This is a genomic window from Pseudochrobactrum lubricantis, assembly GCF_041929865.1.
Classification (GTDB): Bacteria; Pseudomonadota; Alphaproteobacteria; order Rhizobiales; family Rhizobiaceae; genus Pseudochrobactrum; species Pseudochrobactrum saccharolyticum.
Window position 1 is genome coordinate 8,324 of sequence record NZ_JBHEEE010000016.1, and the last position, 17,272, is coordinate 25,595.

Sequence of the window (17,272 nt, forward strand, 5' to 3'; positions counted from 1 at the left end):
AACGTTCCGGAGTTGGTTGCTGCCCGCAAGGCCATTGGGGACTTTCAATCTATGATCCGTTCAAAGTCAGCGGCGAAACTTGAAGGCTGGCTTGAAACCGCCAGGGACAGTTTGATTGGGTCCTTTGTAGGCGGCGTTGAAAAGGACCTCGATGCAGTCCGAAATGCTATCGTCTCCCCTTGGTCGAACGGGCAAACAGAAGGCCAAATTACCCGCCTGAAACTGATCAAACGCCAGATGTACGGGCGCGCAAAACTCGACCTTCTGCAAGCACGGCTGATTGGTACATCATAGGGCTTCTACTTCAGCAAATCTGCGTCAGAGCCCATTCTCGGTGGAAAAACTGGGTCAGTTCTTACCGGAAATCAACAACCGCACCTTACACTCATGGTACCAAGTCTCCCTTTTTCTAGCCGCACATCGCCAAATCGGCCGACTGAGAAACGCTTCAATTCAGTACCCCTCACGCCCATATCAACCTCCTAAGCAGATTAGCAATCAGTGAATCAGCTTTTTGTAAAAAATGCTGGGTCTCAGAGATATGTGCATCAGATAGTTAATTTCAGGGGAAATTACCATACGTCTTTTCTGATTGCGATTTTGGAAGAGGTTTCAATCATCATGATTTATTTCGTAATATTCCTTCTATGATTAAACCCACAGATGTTCTCCAGTGGGGCATACATGAACCGAAGGTTGTCTCATATTTTCTGCAATTAAGGCGAGAGTTTCGAGGGCGGATAGCTTTTGTGGGATAGTCGGCTGATGAGATATCGATCACAGTCGCTGAAGGGCCGCCATTCATTTGGCTGATCTCAAAGATAGCACGAGTAAAGCCGCTCCAGTTGATGTCTCCGGTTCCGGCTAGATGATAAACCCCATAAAAAGCCGGATCGGACTTGCTGGTAACATGATCTGCAATATGAAGAATAGCGGAGGCTAGATCGATTGCGCTGGTCGGATTGCCCCACTGGTCGGCAACAATTGAGATGCTTTCTCGCTGCGGTGCCAATGCCAACAGAGTCTTGACAAAATTCTTCCCAAAAGGGCTATAGACCCATGAGGTGCGCAAGATAACATGCTGTGGATTTGCCAATGCAACTAATCGTTCGCCCTCCAGCTTGGTATGACCATAGACGCTACGTGGCTCGGGCAAATCTTCCTCAGTATAGGGGTTGCGAGAATCTCCAGAAAAAATATAATCCGTTGATAAATGAATTACCGGCACGCCGCATTTATGTGCGGCGGCTGCAACTGCTTCTGCTCCAGCCGCATTAATTGCATAAGCGAGTTCTGGTTCATCTTCAGCCTGATCAACTGCCGTATATGCAGCCGCAGATACGACTAAGTCTGGCTGGGCATTTATGATTGCATTATAAACTGTTGTTGGTTGAGCCAGATCAAACTCAGGTCTCCCAACCACTATGAGTTTAATCCCAGACTGAAGGCTGAGTTTTTCCTGCAGGCTCTTTGTAACCTGTCCATCACGTCCAGTAACGAGAATTCTCACACTGCGCTCCCTAAGCGATCTCCCGCGTAGCGTTCGTCTCGAATAGATTGCCACCACCAGTTATTATCGAGATACCATTGGACTGTTCTTTCTAATCCGCTCTCAAAGGTTTCAAGTGGAGTCCAACCCAGTTCTTTTTCGATCTTCGATGCATTAATGGCATAGCGACGATCATGGCCGGGCCGATCAGTTACGAATGTGATCAAATCTGCATAGCGTAATCCGTTGTCGCGCGGACGCTTGATATCCAGAATTGCGCAAATCGTCTCAACGACACTCAGATTGGTATGTTCCGAGCCGCCACCAATGTTATAGCTTTCACCGATTCTGCCTCGCGTAAGCACCGCTTCCAATGCCCGTGCATGATCTTCAACATACAGCCAGTCACGCACATTATTCCCAGTACCATAAATTGGTAGTGGCTTCTCTTCTAGAGCGTTGAGGATCATCAGCGGGATAAGTTTTTCAGGAAAATGATAAGGGCCGTAATTGTTGGAGCAGTTCGATAGAACCACTGGGAGTCCATAAGTTTCTTTCCACGCGCGCACTAAATGGTCAGAGGCGGCTTTCGAGGCGGAGTAGGGAGAGGAGGGTTTATAAGGTGTTTCTTCAGTGAAGATGCCACTGTCGAAAGGCAGATCACCAAACACTTCATCAGTGGAGATATGGTGAAACCGGAAGTTTGATTTTCTTGGCTCAGGCAATTCTTGCCAATAGGATAGGGCAGCTTTAAGCAACCGAAAAGTGCCGACGATATTGCTTTCAATGAACGCTTCAGGCCCATCGATCGATCGATCAACATGACTTTCCGCAGCCAGATGCATTATTGCGTCCACCTGATGGGTACGCAGTGTTTGTAGTGCAAGCTCATGATCGCAAATGTCACCATGAATAAAATGATAATTTGAGCCGCACTTGATTCCACTTAAAGAGTTCAAGTTTGCAGCATATGTAAGTTTGTCGAAGTTAATCACGTTGTATTGTGAGTTCATAACTAGATGTCGGCAAACGGCTGAACCAATGAAGCCTGCGCCGCCAGTAATAAGAATATTCACTTTTTCTTCCAATCACTCAAAAACGATTGCTTCGGATAATAGTGGTGCCCGCTGGTCTGTAGTTGCCCCCGAAAGATCGGTCATTTTTACTGGTTAATTTTCTCCGCGATAAACTCACGGGGTGAACGATATCCTAAAGCTTTATGTGGGTGAAGCTCATTGTAATGCTCGAACCATAAATGCAATGATTTGATAACGGTTTTTGCGTCTGGGGTGGGATTAACGCTGACATAGTCGCGCTTGAAGGTTTTGACAAATGCCTCAGCCATACCATTTGATTCCGGGCTTCTGACAGGCGTTGTTCTGGCCTCCATACCGATATCCCGAAGTAGCGATTTTGTGTCTTTGGCAATGAAACATGAGCCATTGTCGGTTAGCCATTCAATTTTGTGCGGCAAAATATTGACTGAGCCAAAACGATACTCAACGGCAAGGATGGCTAAATCCTGAACATCTTGGCTCTTGATACCTTGTGTCGTTGCGACATGACCGAGCGTTTCGCGGTCACAGCAATCGAGAGCGAATGCCACGCGGACTTTTTCCTTGTTGTCACAGGCGATCTCAAAACCATCTGAGCACCATCGAAGATTGGATTGCCCAACACTGACCTTTCCATCATGTTTCCGGCTTTGATGATCACCGGTATAGCGCTGAAGCAAGAGGCTGTGCTCTTTCATAACCCTGTAAACACGTTTGACATTCGGCCATGACCGGTTTTCCAATATCGCCTTACGACGCAAAACCGCATGGACGCGGCGATAGCCATAAGTTGGAAGCTCAGCAATAATAGCTTGTATTTCGGACACCAATTCAGCATCTGGCAGGGGTGGTCGTCCTCTACGTTTTTTAGGTCGATCAGCAACACGCGCAGTGATATTGGATCGAGCAACCTGTAACGTCTCGCAAACAGTACTCATCAAATGCCGCCCTTGGGCCATGACACAGACCGCAATGTCTGTTTTTTTAAACCAGATGTGGCCTCAAGAGCATCTTTGAGAATTTCGACTTCCATGGTCTTCTTGCCCAGAAGACGCTGTAATTCCCGAACCTGCTGTTCAAGTGCGCGATATTGCGATGATGGAACCACCTCTTCATCTGCTGATGTAGCTGTTAAAGCTCCCTGTGTCGCTAATTTACGCCAGCCAAAAAGCTGATTGGGCGCAATACCATGGCGACGGGCAACCAGACTGACTGTTGCACCAGTTTCATAGGTTTCCTGAACCATAGAAAGCTTCTCAGCGCTCGTCCAGCGACGGCGACGTTCTGGACCGCCCAAAATTTCAATATGCGAATTATGACTAGTCATATGCCTAACATTACTCCTAACCCTTAATTAAGGGTGAGAAAATGTCCGGATAATTCGGGGGCTCTTACATCATGGTAATCCTCCTCTTTGCGATCCAAGGAAGGTCAGATTATCTAACGCTTCGGTGAACTTGCATAGGATCTACAATGAGGTTCGCTCAATCAAACAAACGCCGCTTGAACCACCAAGCCAAAGCGACTTAAATCAAAATAAAAACCGAGCCGGACGCCGCGAGTAACAGCACGTTATAAACTACAAGGGCTAATCAGTCGAAAGCAGGGAATACCTTATCAATTCCTGTCGTGTTAACTTTGAACAGGATATTATGCCCGGTGACAGAGGTAATTGCTGCCGTTGCTTCTTTGGTTACTTTCAAATCATTTACAAATGCCTGATCCATGACGAGACTGGCATCACAACGACGATTGTCACAAGCTAAAAAATCAATCTTTTGTTTCTGTCCATTAGATAATTCCAAATGAATACCGGGCGCAATCATGACCCCTGTCGGCGTTTGAAAAGTACTGACAAGTTTCCCTTCGGTATTATGACCAATTAACCAGACAAACAAAACTTGCCCTGTTTTCTGATCGGTAATTCTATTGACAGCCGAGCACTGTTTCTTGTCACTTTCACCAGCAATAGCACGGCAGCTTAGTGACCAATTATCAAGACTGATTGTGGTTACATCCATGGCAGTTGTGTTGGTTGGTGCTGTTGTCTTCGATGCAGGCACAGGTATTGGCGTTTTCTGCTGGGCATCAACTTTATTGATAAATAAGACCCCTGCAAGACTCAAACCAGCAATAACAAAAATGGATGAGATAAGAGTAAATCGGCGCATTCAACTATTTCCCCGCCTGTTTGAAATGTTTATTATTGACTATATCCGGTAACTATCAGAGTAGACACGCGATGCCCGCGGTGGCGCACAAATACGGGGCGGATGGTCTTTATCACTCAGACCGACACGCCCCGTTTTATGTTATATGTGATAATTAACCGGTGATATTTTTGCCTTTATTACCACTGGAAGCGTACACCTCCACGAACGCTCCCCGACTTGAAATCGCCGTTGAACTTATAGCTGCCGCTTACAAAACCCGACCAGTTGTTTGCGGTTGCATGAATGTTAAGAATGCCACCGACTTCTCCAAAAGCCCCCTTAAAGTCATCTGTTACCTGGAATGACGTGCCACCGCTGTAAATATCGGCATGGTTTTTGGCTTTGAACTCATTCCAAATACGACCGGTGACAGAAGCTTCCAGCCTGTAATTTTCATTGGTGACAACTTCACCGCCGAAACGTACACCCAGACTGCCGCGCAAACTGTCACTATTCGGGAAAGCAACATATGCCGCCGGAATACTCGTCAGGTCATCCATTGATGTTTTTGCGTAAGATAAAGTCGCAACCGGCTCAAGGAACAGTTTGTTTTCAAGCTCAAAGCGATAGCCGGTATCCAGCGTGAAGCCATAAGTATTCACATCGGACTTCTCGCTGACCCCCATTGATGAAGCATTATAATCCATTCGCAGGAAATCGGCTTTGAACAAGGCATTCGCAAAGAAACCATTATTCAGGTAGGTTCCGTAAACTCCGACTGTACCACCCGAATAATCGGCTGATGTCGATGAGACTTTAAAGTCGAGATCGGAATTGAGATAACCGCCCATAATCCCGAAGATAAAAGCATCTCCGCTAGTATAGACATCTTCTTTGCCGAAATCGATACCGGCGATCAGACCATAGGTGTTCTGTTTGTAGCTGGTGTCGTAATTGTAGTTGTTATTATGGATCGAGAAACTTGATCCGCTATCACGACTTGTCCAGCTGCCGACTGCTTTTGCCCAAACACCCGGCGTTACATTGCCGTTGCTAGGAGGTGCAGAGACAGGGCCGTCCTTGGAAACATAACCTTCCGGCAAGGCTTCTGTGGAGCCGAGCTGATTGCGCAAGTCTGCCTGACGGTCAAGCCATACGCCCGAAGTTTCGTACCAAATACTTTGCGCACCGGTTACAAGTGACGACAGTTCGAAGGCTTCATGATCCGGGGCGCCAATCAGACGGAATTGTTCCCGGTCAGGATTGGCATTTGTCGGTACTCCGACCAGAGCCATATCATAGAAGAACATTCCTTTATCAATGACGTGATGACCGCTGCGCATTGCATTGGCACTAGCAGGATCAATGGAGAAATTATCAGCTGATCCGGCACCGCCGAGTACATCGACCACTGTGATGCCGGTCGGATTATAGGCGCCAGGACCGCTATTCATATCATTGATATTCACAAGGGTTTTGCCTGCTGTAGTGCCCTCAACCTGTAACACGTCGGAAGTTGATCCGGTCTGACCCAGGTAAGCATCAACAGCGAGGTTAGCATTACCGATGCCAATATAATCGCCGCCGGTGACCGTCAGATCACGTACTGCATTATGTGCCAGCAGGTTGGGGGTTTCACCTTGCATGGTCAAAATGCCTGAACTTATACCTGACGGATCACCATTGACGAAAGTATTGAGATTGCGAAACTCGGCATATTCAGCACCGGTACCGTTAAATGATGTACGCATATACCCGGTATTGGTGAGAAGATCATCGCCATCACCAAAATCACTGATGCCGCTGACATACCATTGACCACTATTATGCAACACATCATTGTTGGCGCTCAGTTCAACCCTGCCGTTGAGCACACCATCATTGTTGAAGTTAAGTGCCCCGCCTTTCGCATCAACTGCAAGCTTGCCCTCATCCCAGTCATAAGCCGAGATGATACCATTTGCCTGATTGTGATAGTTGGTACCATCGCCAGAGCGCAGTGTTACGACAGCTGTCGTAACATCTCCTTCACCAAGCACCAGACCTGCAGTTGTAATATTAAACTCACGGCCAGCTGCTGCCAGAATTGCTTGGCCGTTCACGGCAATAATACGGGTATCTGCATCTGCAGTAAGGAATATGTTGCCATCCAGCGAACCAGTTTCAACAGCAAGACGATTGGTAATAATGTCAGCACCTTCATTCAAGGTGACCCGAACATCGCCATCCGCTGCCGCATTATTAGCTACAACACCGTAATAGCCATTAATAACACTATCTTCGCCGAGGTCGATATTTACATTGCCGCTGCCTAGACCTTTGGTAGCGACAATGCCAGCTCCGGCATTGATCGTGCTATAGTCACCGGTTGTAATGTTGACATCACCATTATCAAGCAAGCTTGACGCATGGATGCCGGCCAAGCCCGCTTCGATATCACTGCCATCACCAAGTGCAACTGTCACATCACCATCGCCAGTGAGCTTGATGATATTAATGCCGGTTTCTTCCGAAGCGATGGAAACCCAATCATCGACATCAACTGTAACCGCACCATGGGTTGTCTGGGAAACAACCAGAACACCGTCACCACCGGTTGCATCTGCGCTCAATCCGGAGATATCAGCGTTGACATTAATTTCCACTGAACCAGATGCGCCTGCCTTCACCGCGGCAATACCGCTACCATCGGACTTAATAGCCGCATTATTGGTCAGGAAGACATTTCCTGTCCCGATATTACTGCCGCCAATACCTAATTCAGTAGCAGCTATTTGCTCATAAGATGTAACCGTTGCGTCACCGGAACCGATTGTCAGTGCCGCAGCACCGGTTTTTGCACCACTGATCTTACCATATACATCAATATTTGCTGTGCCTGAGCCGCCGCCAAGTGCAAAAGCTCCGAACTCACCGCCTGCTGCTACCGTTACGTTATCGTTGATTTGAATATCGGTACTGCCACCACTATTCATACCAATAATACCGGAAGCAGTGGCCGTTACGTCGCCATTCGTGGTGATATTCAGTGTTCCGTTATCACCAAGAGTGCTCGCCAGAATGCCAACGCCGTCAAATGCGTTCACAGATCCATCCGTCTGAATCTCAATAGCTGTACCATCGCCAACTGTTAGTGCCAGTACACCGGCCTCATCACCGGAGACGCTGCTTTTTGCATGGATATCCACAATATTGCCGTCACCTGCAGAGGCTGATGCAATACCAACACCAGAGGATGAGGTAACAGCTTCTTCGGTACGGATTGTTAGTTTACTGCCATCGCCGCCAATATTGCCGCTAACGCCAATCAGTTTACCATCAACGGTTTCATGGGTTGTTACCGCGACAATGCTCGGACCATCGCCAATAGCACCACCGCTGACACCGATGCCGGATGCAGAAGTGACCTTACCATCTGTAGTCACCGTTACGCTGCCCTGACCGATAATCTGCCCGCCGACGCCAAGCCCGTCACCAGTGACCGCCGCCTGAGTGTGAATATCAATAGTTTGATTGTTGCCAATACCAAGGCCGGTCACACCAAAGCCTGCGGAAGAATTGACAGCTTGTTCGGACACGATAGTCAGCGTGCTGTTATCTCCGCCCACTATACCGCCAATGCCCAGATATTTGCCCTCAACCTGTTCTTTGGCAAGAATATTGACATGATTATCCGCATCACCGATCGCAGCAGCCATAATACCGAAACCATTGGCGGAACTAACTTGTGCCTGAGTTTCAATATTGATGACATTACCGTCACCGGCTGCAGCCACACCGACACCACCAAGTTCACCGGTGACGGCTTTCACCGTTATGATGTCCGCGATATTTTGGTCACCCACAATCACACCGCCGATGGCAATGCCATTGGCTGAGGATACAGTGCCGTTACTGTTGATTCTGAGTGTATTTTCATTGCCGACAAGAGCGCTATCAATACCGCCGAGATCACCCTGAATAGCTGCCTCGGTTGTAATATTGATTGAATTATTATTTCCGGCAGTGACTGTGCCGACTGCAACTCCATGGTCGGAAGTTACCAGCTTTTCTGTCGTGATTGTCAGGTCGTGATTATTACCGACCAAGATTCCGCCAACACCCAATATGTCACCGGAAACAGCCTGATGAGTTGTTATATTGACTGCGGAATTCTCACCGGACGCACCACCTAAGACACCAGTGCCGTTTGAGGTGATCTGAGCATTGGTAACAATATCTGCTTTACCGTTTTTACCATCAACAAAACCCGCAACGCCAAGCACATCTGCATCAATATTGCCCGTCGTTGAAACATTAACCACGCTGTCATCGCCAACAGCGACGCCGCTGATACCGGCACCGTTTGAACTGATCAGTTTGCTGTTGGTAATTGTCACCTGGCTATTATCGCCAACTGCAACACCGGTAAGACCAGCCAGCCCTGCATTGATGAGCGCTGTGTTATCAATCGTGACTTTGCCATTTGCGCCGGTTGTCACCGCAGTAATTGCACTGCCATCGGTGATGATCTTTCCGGCATTGGTAACGGTGATTTCACTGTCGTCGCCAACGGCAACACCACTGATACCCGCTACAGCGGCATCTATGACGGCACTATTTTCAAGGTTGATGACACCATTCGCACCAGTCGTAACAGCTGTTATGCCTGCACCGTCGGAAACGATCTGGCCGGTATTATTGACAGTGATCTTGCTGTCATCACCGACACCCACACCTGCGATGCCGGCAATGCCTGATTGAATATCGCCACGATTGTTAATATTGATGTGGTTGCCCTTACCAACAGCAACACCGGCAATGCCTACCTGATAATCCTGGATATCGCCACGATTTTGAATGTTGATATCAGGTTGAGTACCGGCATTTTGATCGCCCACTTTCACTCCGGCAAGGCCGACAAGCCCGGTTCCGTTGCTGGATTGCAATGCAGATGATGAATCAATGTCTACACGACCATTGCCCACATTCAGTGCAACAACACCAATCAGATCGGCATCAATTGAGCCGGATGAATTGCTTGTTGCAGTTCCTGATCCCAGAGCAATAGAACTACCACCGATCAGCGGCGGATCAATCTCACCATTAATATTAATCGTTGCATTGCCACCGTCGGAAATAGCTGCGATACCGATCAGACCGCCATCGGAGGTGATTTTGCCATCAGATGTCAAAGTTGCCGACGCATCACCACCATTGAGGGCTACAGCGCCAATTCCGACCAGACTGTCAAATTCAACCATACCATTAGCAGTTACATTGGCATTGCCGTCAGTATTAAATCCGATCGCGCCAGCAATGCCGCCCTTGACATCCTTAACAGATACATCGACCGCACCATCTGCGCCAATCGAACCGGCCAGAATGCCAATGCCATTGGCGGAACTTACCTGACCTGTTGATTCAACAGTTACTGTATTACCTGTTCCAAGGCCAATTGCGGCAATTGCTACACCATTATCTGCGGTCACTTCGCTCGCGGTTTTAACATGAACTATTGCCGTGCCATCGCCTGCAACCAGCCCCGCAAGATTGGAAATATTGGTTGGATCAGATAGTAGATCCATCAAAATAGCAGGGTCGCCACCAATGCTGCCGGCAACAGCAATCACACCTGCATTATCGCCAGTAATGTCACCGGAGACATCAACGACCGTTGTGGCATCACCGTTTAAAGAACCCGCACCGGCCAGAATACCAATTGTACCACCGGAAATATCTGCGCTACCTGAAACATTGGTTGTTGCCGCGGGGTTTGACCCGATAGCCGCCGCAGTTAATGCAGAGATACCACTGCCGCTTGTGCCTGTAACCGAGCCGCCATTCACATTGATTTTTGTTGTGGCATCGGCACCAGCACCTATAGTCGTGGCGTTAATGCCATTCTCACTACCTGTGATAACTGTGCCTAATGTTTCGATTTCCGTAGAGCCACCAAAACCAGCAACTCCCGCAACAGTAGATTTAATGCCATCGCCATCATTGCCGGTTACCGTTCCGCCGGTAAGATTAACATCAACAACGGTACTTTTCAGATTGAGGCCGTTAGTTCCGCCGGAGACCAAACCGCCCATCATTTCGACGATTGCGCCTGCACCGCCATTAAGGTTGACACCGTCCTGACCGCCTGAGATTGAGGCATTGGTAAGATCAGCCGTTGCACTCCCTAAGACTGAGATTGCAGCTATACCATTACCAGTCGTGCCTGTGACTGACCCTCCAACGATTTTAGCACTTGCTCCTGATAGCCCACCGGTAAGGTTGATGCCATCTTTGTCGCCTTGCACTGTGGTTGAGGTCAGATCAGCCGTTGCTGTGCCAGCTCCTGCAAGAACAGTGATACCATTACCTGTTGCACCGGTAACAGAGCCACCTATAGTTTTTGCTGTAGAGTTGCCGACAAGCGCATTGAGATTTATACCGTCTTTGCCACCATGTGTAACGGTATTGGTAAGGTCGGCTTCGGCAGAGCCGCCACCGGCAAAGCCGGTAATGCCGTTGCCTGTTGTCCCGGAGATTGAACCACCGACAGCTTTCGCAGAGACACCTGATACACCGCCAGTAAGATTAATGCCATCATTGCTGCCAAGAACGGTTGTATTTGTCAGGTTGGTTTTGGCTTCTGTAGCAGATAATGCATTGATGGCATTGCCATTATTAGCTTTTATGGAGCCGCCCGTGCTATTTACAGTATTTTCATTAGCCGTAAGATTGATACCGTTCTGCCCACCGGTAACATTGCCAGAGCCATTATAAGTGCCTGAGAAACCTCGTAGGTCAATGGCATTTACATCGGATGGTGTGCTTGAAACACTACCATTATTTGTGATTTTTGTATCAACGTCGGTAATACCTAAGCCGCGACCTGTAACTGTGGCGCCGTTTTGGACAGTAATATCATGCCATCTCTCGCGTCCGTTAATTTTAGAAAAAGGATTGTAGAGATCATTTGTTGTCGTCGTGCTACCCGTACAGGTTGTTGAGGTTATTCCGTTACAAGCTGCCTGTGCGCCAGTAGGCATGAACAACATACCGGCGATTACGCTTGCGGCAAGTGCTGTGCCTGACAGCAATCTTGTACGCCTTGAAATTTGAGGCTCTGCCTGCCCATCAGAAGCTAGCAGCAATTGAGTTACGCTTATATTTTCAACGGTCATTTCCATCCCCAGTAATGACATTCTGAAGGCCTTCAACAGGTCTGCGCTTCAGCAAGGATCAATATTTAGAATCCAACTGAATACTGTGTAGCACCATTCTTTATATGTGTCACGACAGCAAGCATAATCTTCTCCACACTTTATGTAAAAGCGAAGAAAATCCACATTATAAATACTCATCCGAGATCAACGAGGACCAATAGTCAAGAATTTATAACGATTTAGCTTCTAGAGTACTGACTAATAACGGGGGATGTATTTTTGTGCGACTTTCAATGCTAACCTTATTTGCACTAATGTCAGATATATCTTATTTATAATCTATGCATATATCGACTTTTTTATATAAAATTGCTTATTCTTAATAAATAAAACTCATAAAAACTTATAATTGAATTTTTTTTTCGAAATCTCGCAGGGGTTATACCCACTACACGTGTAAAAAATTTAGTTAAATGTACTTGGTCCGAAAATCCACATTCTTGTGCAATTTCTACTATCTTTATGTCAGTCTCAGTAAGTAAAGCTTTTGCTTTCTCAACACGTCTTCAATTATATATTGGTGGAGAGTCACAGTCATAGTTACTTTAAATAGCCTTGAAAACTGTGCACCTCCCAAACCAACCAGATGCGCCAATTGATCAGCTGAAATGGGAGAGGCAAGGTTTTCATCGATAAAAGTAACTACTTTGTGGATGGTGTTTGACCTGCTCCCTTAAAATCGGACCATTTTCAGCTGGAATTTTCCATTTATAATACCCTTTACGGGAGAAGGAGAATTTCATGAAAGCGGGTAAATTTTCAGACGCACAAATTGCATTTGTTTTGAAGCAGGCCGAGGATGGTACACCGATTGGCGAAGTCTGCCGAAAGGCAGGTATTGCTGAATCAACCTTTTATGGCTGGCGTAAACGCTTTGCCGGACTGATGCCCTCAGAGGTCAAGCGGCTTCGTCAGCTGGAGGAGGAAAATGCCAAGCTTAAACGGCTTGTCGCCGACCTCAGCCTTGATAAAGCGATGTTGCAGGACGTTTTATCAAAAAATGTATGGTCCTCCCTGTCATTGCAAGGATTTTAAATGCTGACGATAGCAGTTTGCGTAAATGTATCCGGCCTCTCGCAAGTGGGCTACTGTTGTAGCCAGGCCATGATGAGATCCGCACACCCAGTTTCCATATAGCTTCTTCGGGCACGAAGCCCGCTTTTTTGCAGGACTTACAGGGTGTCGATCAACTGTCTCGTCATCATTGTCGAACCTCGCAATCTGATTAAGCGCTCATGTTAATTGGACGTGATACGTCAATAAGATTGAGCGACAGGTTGTCGAAGATAGGTGGCACCAGGTTTTCGTAAAATGACCCAAATGATCCGGGCAATTTTTGCTGCTAAAGCGACTGTCACTTTATTGACATGCATCCGCGACCTTAGTTCATCAATCCAGATACCAAGACGATCTTTGGTGCGATCAAGATGTATCATGCAGGATCGAGCACCATGTATCAGCAATCGCCTTAAGTAACTATTCCCGCGCTTACTGATCCCCAGAAGCGTCTGTTTACCGCCGGTTGAGTATTGTCGTGGCACAAGGCCCAGCCAAGCAGCAACATCACGAGCTCGTTTAAATCGTGTTGCATCACCTGCTGCGGATAGGATTGCCGTTGCTCCCAGTGGTCCAATACCGGGAATTGTCATGAGCCGTCTTGCACGCTCATCACTATCAGCGATATCTTTAATTGCTTGTGAAACTTCAGAAATGCGCTTTTCCAGCTGCTGAAAGTCAGCATATAGTTCGGACAAAATCTTTCTGGCCAGTAAAGTCAGATCATTGGTTTGATCATCAAGAACCTTACAAAGGTCCAGTTTGAAAAGACCGGCTCCCTGCCGCATAGCAACGCCATGTTCCAGACAATAGGATCGCATTTGGCAAATGAGGTTTGTTCTGTTTGTGACAAGCCTGCTTCGGATACGATGCATCATTTGCAGATCAACTTGATCCTCCTTTTTAATGCCAACAAAACGCATTGTTGGCCGTGTGGCTGCTTCTGCGATCGCTTCCGCATCAATAATGTCATTTTTGTTTGATTTGACATACGGCTTCACAAACTGTGCGGGTATAATTCTGGCAGTGTGACCTATCGCCTGAAGTTTGCGAGCAAGCCATTGGGAACCTGGACAGGCCTCCATACCAATTAAGGTGCTGTTTGTTCGTTCGAAAAATTGTAGCAAAGTCTCCCGTCGGAACTTGCTTCGGTATATTGGCTTTCCATGAGTATCTAGGCCGACAACGTGAAAAAGATTTTTGCCGATATCGATACCGAAAACGAGTTCGCGATGATGCTCGTGTCCAGGATCGACTATCGCCTCAAGGAATTCCTGATACCCTCCCGGCCCCCCAACATCCTCTGGCGGGCAACGTCCTATTGCTTCAATGAGATTAATAGGTTCAAGACCATGGATTGCTGGAAGGATGCGCTCGATTTTGATCGAATGTTCCCATCCATCACCAAAATCATAGAGATATTTAAATGTCTTAACGCCAGTGTCTGTAATTACTTTTTCCAGTGTTGCCTTGCGGGCATCCAAGGGTCCGTCGCACCATTCGGGATCAGGTATACCAAAGCCAACATCACCGATACGGAATTCATAAAGGTGGCTATTCGTCCAGCCCAATGCCGTTTGCAGGACAAGATGTAGCCGATCCAGACGAATATCAAATGGTACCTTGATACGACGCATGACAGTGGGAGTAACGTCATCAAGGGTAACTTTCAGACAAGTGGTCGTCTTAATCATGCTGCAAACGCCTTTTCATTTACCAGCTGGGCTGTCCAATTCCATGGCAATAATTGTTCGAGTTTTGTGATGGGCGTATCAGCGATCCGCCCGAGCACATCTGCCAGCCATGCCTGCGGATCTACATCATTGAGTTTTGCAGTGTTGATGAGCGTTACTATGCAGGCTGCACGATCCGCACCGCGATCAGAGCCCGCAAAGAGCCATGCTTTTCGACCCAGAGCAAATCCTCGAAGCGCGCGTTCAGCGGCATTGTTTGTCAGGCATATCCTGCCATCGTCGAGGAAAGTGATAAAGCCATTCCAGCGCCTGAGCATATAATCAATGGGTTCCGCAACAGGTGAACTTCGAGAGAGCTTTGAACGCTCGGATTGCAGCCAGACGTGTAATGTGTCCACAAGAGGCTGACTGCGCTGTTGGCGTTGTGCCATTCGTTCCATGGCAGAAAGACCATTGATATCACGTTCGATATCAAACAGGGCATCGATCCGCCTGACGGCTTCCAGTGCAACAGGAGAGATGGGCGCGGCCTTTTTACCGCGCTTGGCATTAGCGGCAATGTCGGCAAGCACGAAGAATTTGCGCCGTGAATGTGCCCAGCAAAGTGCTTGTGTCAAAGGTGCAGGATTGCGATCTGCCTTGAATAAGGGATTATAACCGCCATAGGCATCAGCCTGTAAAATCCCGGAGAAGGTTTTAAGGTGTTGTGCCGGATGTTCCTGCCGCCGATCACGGGAGGCATAATAAAGAGTAGCGGGCGGTGCGGCTCCGCCAAAGGGACGGTCATCACGGACATAAGTCCAGATGCGCCCGGTGTCTGTCTTTCCACGGGCCAGGATCGGCACCGTGGTGTCGTCGCCATGCAACCGGTCAGCATTAAGAACATGCGCTTCGATCAAGGCATGCAATGGCTTGAGTACTGTCGTACATGCTCCGACCTGATCAGCCAATGTGGACAGGCTCAGATCAATGCCTCCGCGTGCATAGCGCTCACTCTGCCTGTTCAGCGGCTGATGCTGACCGAACTTCTCAAACAGGATCATCGCCAAAAGGTTCGGGCCTGCAAAGCCTCTGGGCGTGACGTGGAACGGTGCGGGCGGCTGCGTAATCTTCTCGCACTCCCGGCACGAGAACTTTTCCCGTACCGTCTGGATCACCTTCCACTGACGCGGGATCACTTCCAGCGTTTCCGTGATATCCTCACCCAGCTTTGACAATTTCCCCGATCCGCAACAGGGGCAGTTTGAAGGGGCTGCGATCACCACGCGCTCACGCGGCAAGTGTGCCGCAAACGGCTTTCTCGATGGACGTTGACGTGCAAAAGGCTTGACCGTAGAAGCCTGTGCCGCCGCGCACTCGGCTGCCAGCTGGTCTTCACAGGCTGCAGCTTCCAGTTCCTCAAGCTGTAATTCCATCTGATCGAGAAGACGGGCCTTACGCTCAGAGCGGCTACCATAAAGATCACGCTTTAACTTCTCAATCTCCAGCCGCAAGGATGCAATTAATGCGTCAGCATGCGTATTGACCGCCTGCGCTCGAGCAGCAAGCGCCTCTGCTTCACGCCGCAATAAGCGTTCTTTCGCGAGCAGCAAAAGTGCGGTCTCCAGATCAGTAATCGGTTGGTCTGCTGTGTCTCCCATAACAAGACAGAATCATATTTTTGCCCGTCTTTCCAGCACTTTTTACTATCCTGCCGAACTTGGCCGCCAGGTTTTTTGCGGCATCCGCCAGTCAATCCCTTCAAGCAGATATCCAAGCTGCGCAGGTGTGATCACCAATGTTCCCTCAGCCGCCGATGGCCAGACAAAACGACCCCGCTCAAGCCTCTTGGTGAACAGGCAGGCACCTTGGCCATCATGCCAGATTACCTTAATCAGGCCGCCGCCACGCCCGCGAAAGACAAAGAGATGGCCGCTATGCGGATCGTGCTTCAGCGTCTCCTGAACCTGAAGTGATAAGCCGGGAAAGCCTTTACGCATGTCGGTGTGTCCGGTCGCAAGCCACACCTTCACCCCACCGGCGAGCGGGATCATCGATACCTCTGCAAAACATCAAGAACCCGACTCAACGTGTCAAATGCAAAGCCATCGCCAACACGGACACAATGCGCAGAACCGATCTGTATCTCGACCAATCCAGAATGTGGCACGCAAAGCGGCACAGTCTTGTTCTCAATGGTCAAATCTCGACAACCGTCGTCAGCATCGCATACGCTTACGGGAAGAAAGCTTGACGACGCTGCTACACCGTCTACCTCCTGACGGGCAACCTTCAGATCTTTACGCCATTGGTAAATCTGCGAAGGATCAAGATCATAGCGTTGTGCTACTTCCGATACTGTCGCTTCCGCGCGTAGCGTTTCCAGCACAATCTGCTCTTTTAACGATGAAGGCCAGCGACGACGGCCAAGCTCCTTGCTCGTTAAGTTTATCCTGTGAGAACTCACGTGATTATCCTTATGAAATCATGCCAAAATTGAAGCACAAAAATCATCAAGATAAACAATCATTACAAGACGGTACTCGCCGTAGGGGTACCTACATTCGATGGTACAACGAGAAGCGGATCAAGATATCACTTGGCGCTCGAAGCCCGATCGAATATCGAAACAGTCTTGGCATTGTGC

The 17,272-nt window shown here is 48.4% G+C and carries 11 protein-coding genes and 3 pseudogenes; 3 read left to right on the forward strand and 11 right to left on the reverse strand.

Going from position 1 to position 17,272, the window contains the following annotated elements; all coding sequences use genetic code 11:
• A partial coding sequence (locus tag JNC80_RS18730) for a transposase (protein ID WP_376711251.1) occupies window positions 1–294 on the forward strand: 294 nt, incomplete at its 5' end.
• A gap of 325 nt (window positions 295–619) precedes the next feature.
• On the opposite strand, the gene rfbD is transcribed toward JNC80_RS18730, so the two are convergent.
• The 6 genes from rfbD to JNC80_RS18760 form a co-directional block, all read right to left on the reverse strand.
• Entirely contained in the window at window positions 620–1,510 is an 891-nt protein-coding gene (gene rfbD / locus JNC80_RS18735; protein WP_376711252.1) for a dTDP-4-dehydrorhamnose reductase, read from the reverse strand.
• Window positions 1,507–2,565, reverse strand: a complete 1,059-nt coding sequence (gene rfbB, locus JNC80_RS18740) for a dTDP-glucose 4,6-dehydratase (RefSeq protein WP_376711253.1) — start codon at window positions 2,563–2,565, stop codon at window positions 1,507–1,509. Before rfbB ends, rfbD begins: the two co-directional genes overlap by 4 nt.
• 86 nt (window positions 2,566–2,651) lie before the next feature.
• Window positions 2,652–3,871, reverse strand: a protein-coding gene (locus JNC80_RS18745; protein WP_376711254.1) for an IS3 family transposase whose coding sequence is annotated in 2 segments (ribosomal slippage) — window positions 2,652–3,530 and window positions 3,533–3,871 — 1,218 coding nt in all. Because the reading frame shifts where the segments join, the coding sequence is not laid out codon by codon here.
• A gap of 265 nt (window positions 3,872–4,136) precedes the next feature.
• A complete protein-coding gene (locus JNC80_RS18750; RefSeq protein ID WP_376711255.1) occupies window positions 4,137–4,715 on the reverse strand; it encodes an invasion associated locus B family protein in 579 nt (192 codons plus the stop codon).
• Window positions 4,716–4,894: 179 nt separating this feature from the next.
• On the reverse strand, window positions 4,895–8,395 hold the full coding sequence (locus tag JNC80_RS18755) for an autotransporter outer membrane beta-barrel domain-containing protein (RefSeq protein ID WP_376711261.1): 3,501 nt from the start codon (window positions 8,393–8,395) through the stop codon (window positions 4,895–4,897).
• Window positions 8,396–12,195: 3,800 nt separating this feature from the next.
• Window positions 12,196–12,360 carry a helix-turn-helix domain-containing protein gene (locus tag JNC80_RS18760; RefSeq protein WP_376711262.1) on the reverse strand — a complete coding sequence of 55 codons (165 nt, stop codon included), beginning with the start codon at window positions 12,358–12,360 and terminating at the stop codon, window positions 12,196–12,198.
• A gap of 277 nt (window positions 12,361–12,637) precedes the next feature.
• Between JNC80_RS18760 and JNC80_RS18765 the strand changes: the two are divergent.
• Window positions 12,638–12,895 (forward strand): annotated as a pseudogene (locus tag JNC80_RS18765) (transposase); the annotation flags it as partial.
• A gap of 257 nt (window positions 12,896–13,152) precedes the next feature.
• Here the strand turns inward: JNC80_RS18765 and JNC80_RS18770 are convergent.
• From JNC80_RS18770 to tnpA, 5 genes and pseudogenes are all read right to left on the reverse strand, one after another.
• On the reverse strand, window positions 13,153–14,211 hold the full coding sequence (locus JNC80_RS18770; protein WP_445482816.1) for an IS110 family RNA-guided transposase: 1,059 nt from the start codon (window positions 14,209–14,211) through the stop codon (window positions 13,153–13,155).
• Window positions 14,185–14,646 (reverse strand): annotated as a pseudogene (locus tag JNC80_RS20050) (plasmid pRiA4b ORF-3 family protein); the annotation flags it as partial. The pseudogene JNC80_RS20050 and the gene JNC80_RS18770, both read right to left, overlap by 27 nt.
• Window positions 14,643–16,286 (reverse strand): IS66 family transposase, encoded by a 1,644-nt coding sequence (gene tnpC, locus JNC80_RS18775; protein ID WP_376711257.1) that lies wholly within the window; start codon window positions 16,284–16,286, stop codon window positions 14,643–14,645. The pseudogene JNC80_RS20050 and the gene tnpC, both read right to left, overlap by 4 nt.
• A 45-nt stretch (window positions 16,287–16,331) precedes the next feature.
• Entirely contained in the window at window positions 16,332–16,679 is a 348-nt protein-coding gene (tnpB, locus tag JNC80_RS18780; protein WP_376711258.1) for an IS66 family insertion sequence element accessory protein TnpB, read from the reverse strand.
• A complete protein-coding gene (gene tnpA / locus JNC80_RS18785) occupies window positions 16,676–17,092 on the reverse strand; it encodes an IS66-like element accessory protein TnpA (RefSeq protein WP_376711259.1) in 417 nt (138 codons plus the stop codon). The genes tnpB and tnpA overlap by 4 nt, the downstream gene beginning before the upstream one ends.
• 92 nt (window positions 17,093–17,184) lie before the next feature.
• On the opposite strand from tnpA, the pseudogene JNC80_RS18790 reads away from it, so the two are divergent.
• Window positions 17,185–17,272, forward strand: a pseudogene (locus JNC80_RS18790) (IS3 family transposase); the annotation flags it as partial.

Bases quoted from the DNA above. Each gene is read 5' to 3' on its own strand.
- JNC80_RS18750 (WP_376711255.1), bottom strand. From the start codon at position 4,715: ATGCGCCGATTTACTCTTATCTCATCCATTTTTGTTATTGCTGGTTTG.
- tnpB (WP_376711258.1), bottom strand. From the start codon at position 16,679: ATGATCCCGCTCGCCGGTGGGGTGAAGGTGTGGCTTGCGACCGGACAC.
- JNC80_RS18755 (WP_376711261.1), bottom strand. From the start codon at position 8,395: ATGGCTGCTGCGATCGGTGATGCGGATAATCATGTCAATATTCTTGCC.
- tnpC (WP_376711257.1), bottom strand. From the start codon at position 16,286: ATGGGAGACACAGCAGACCAACCGATTACTGATCTGGAGACCGCACTT.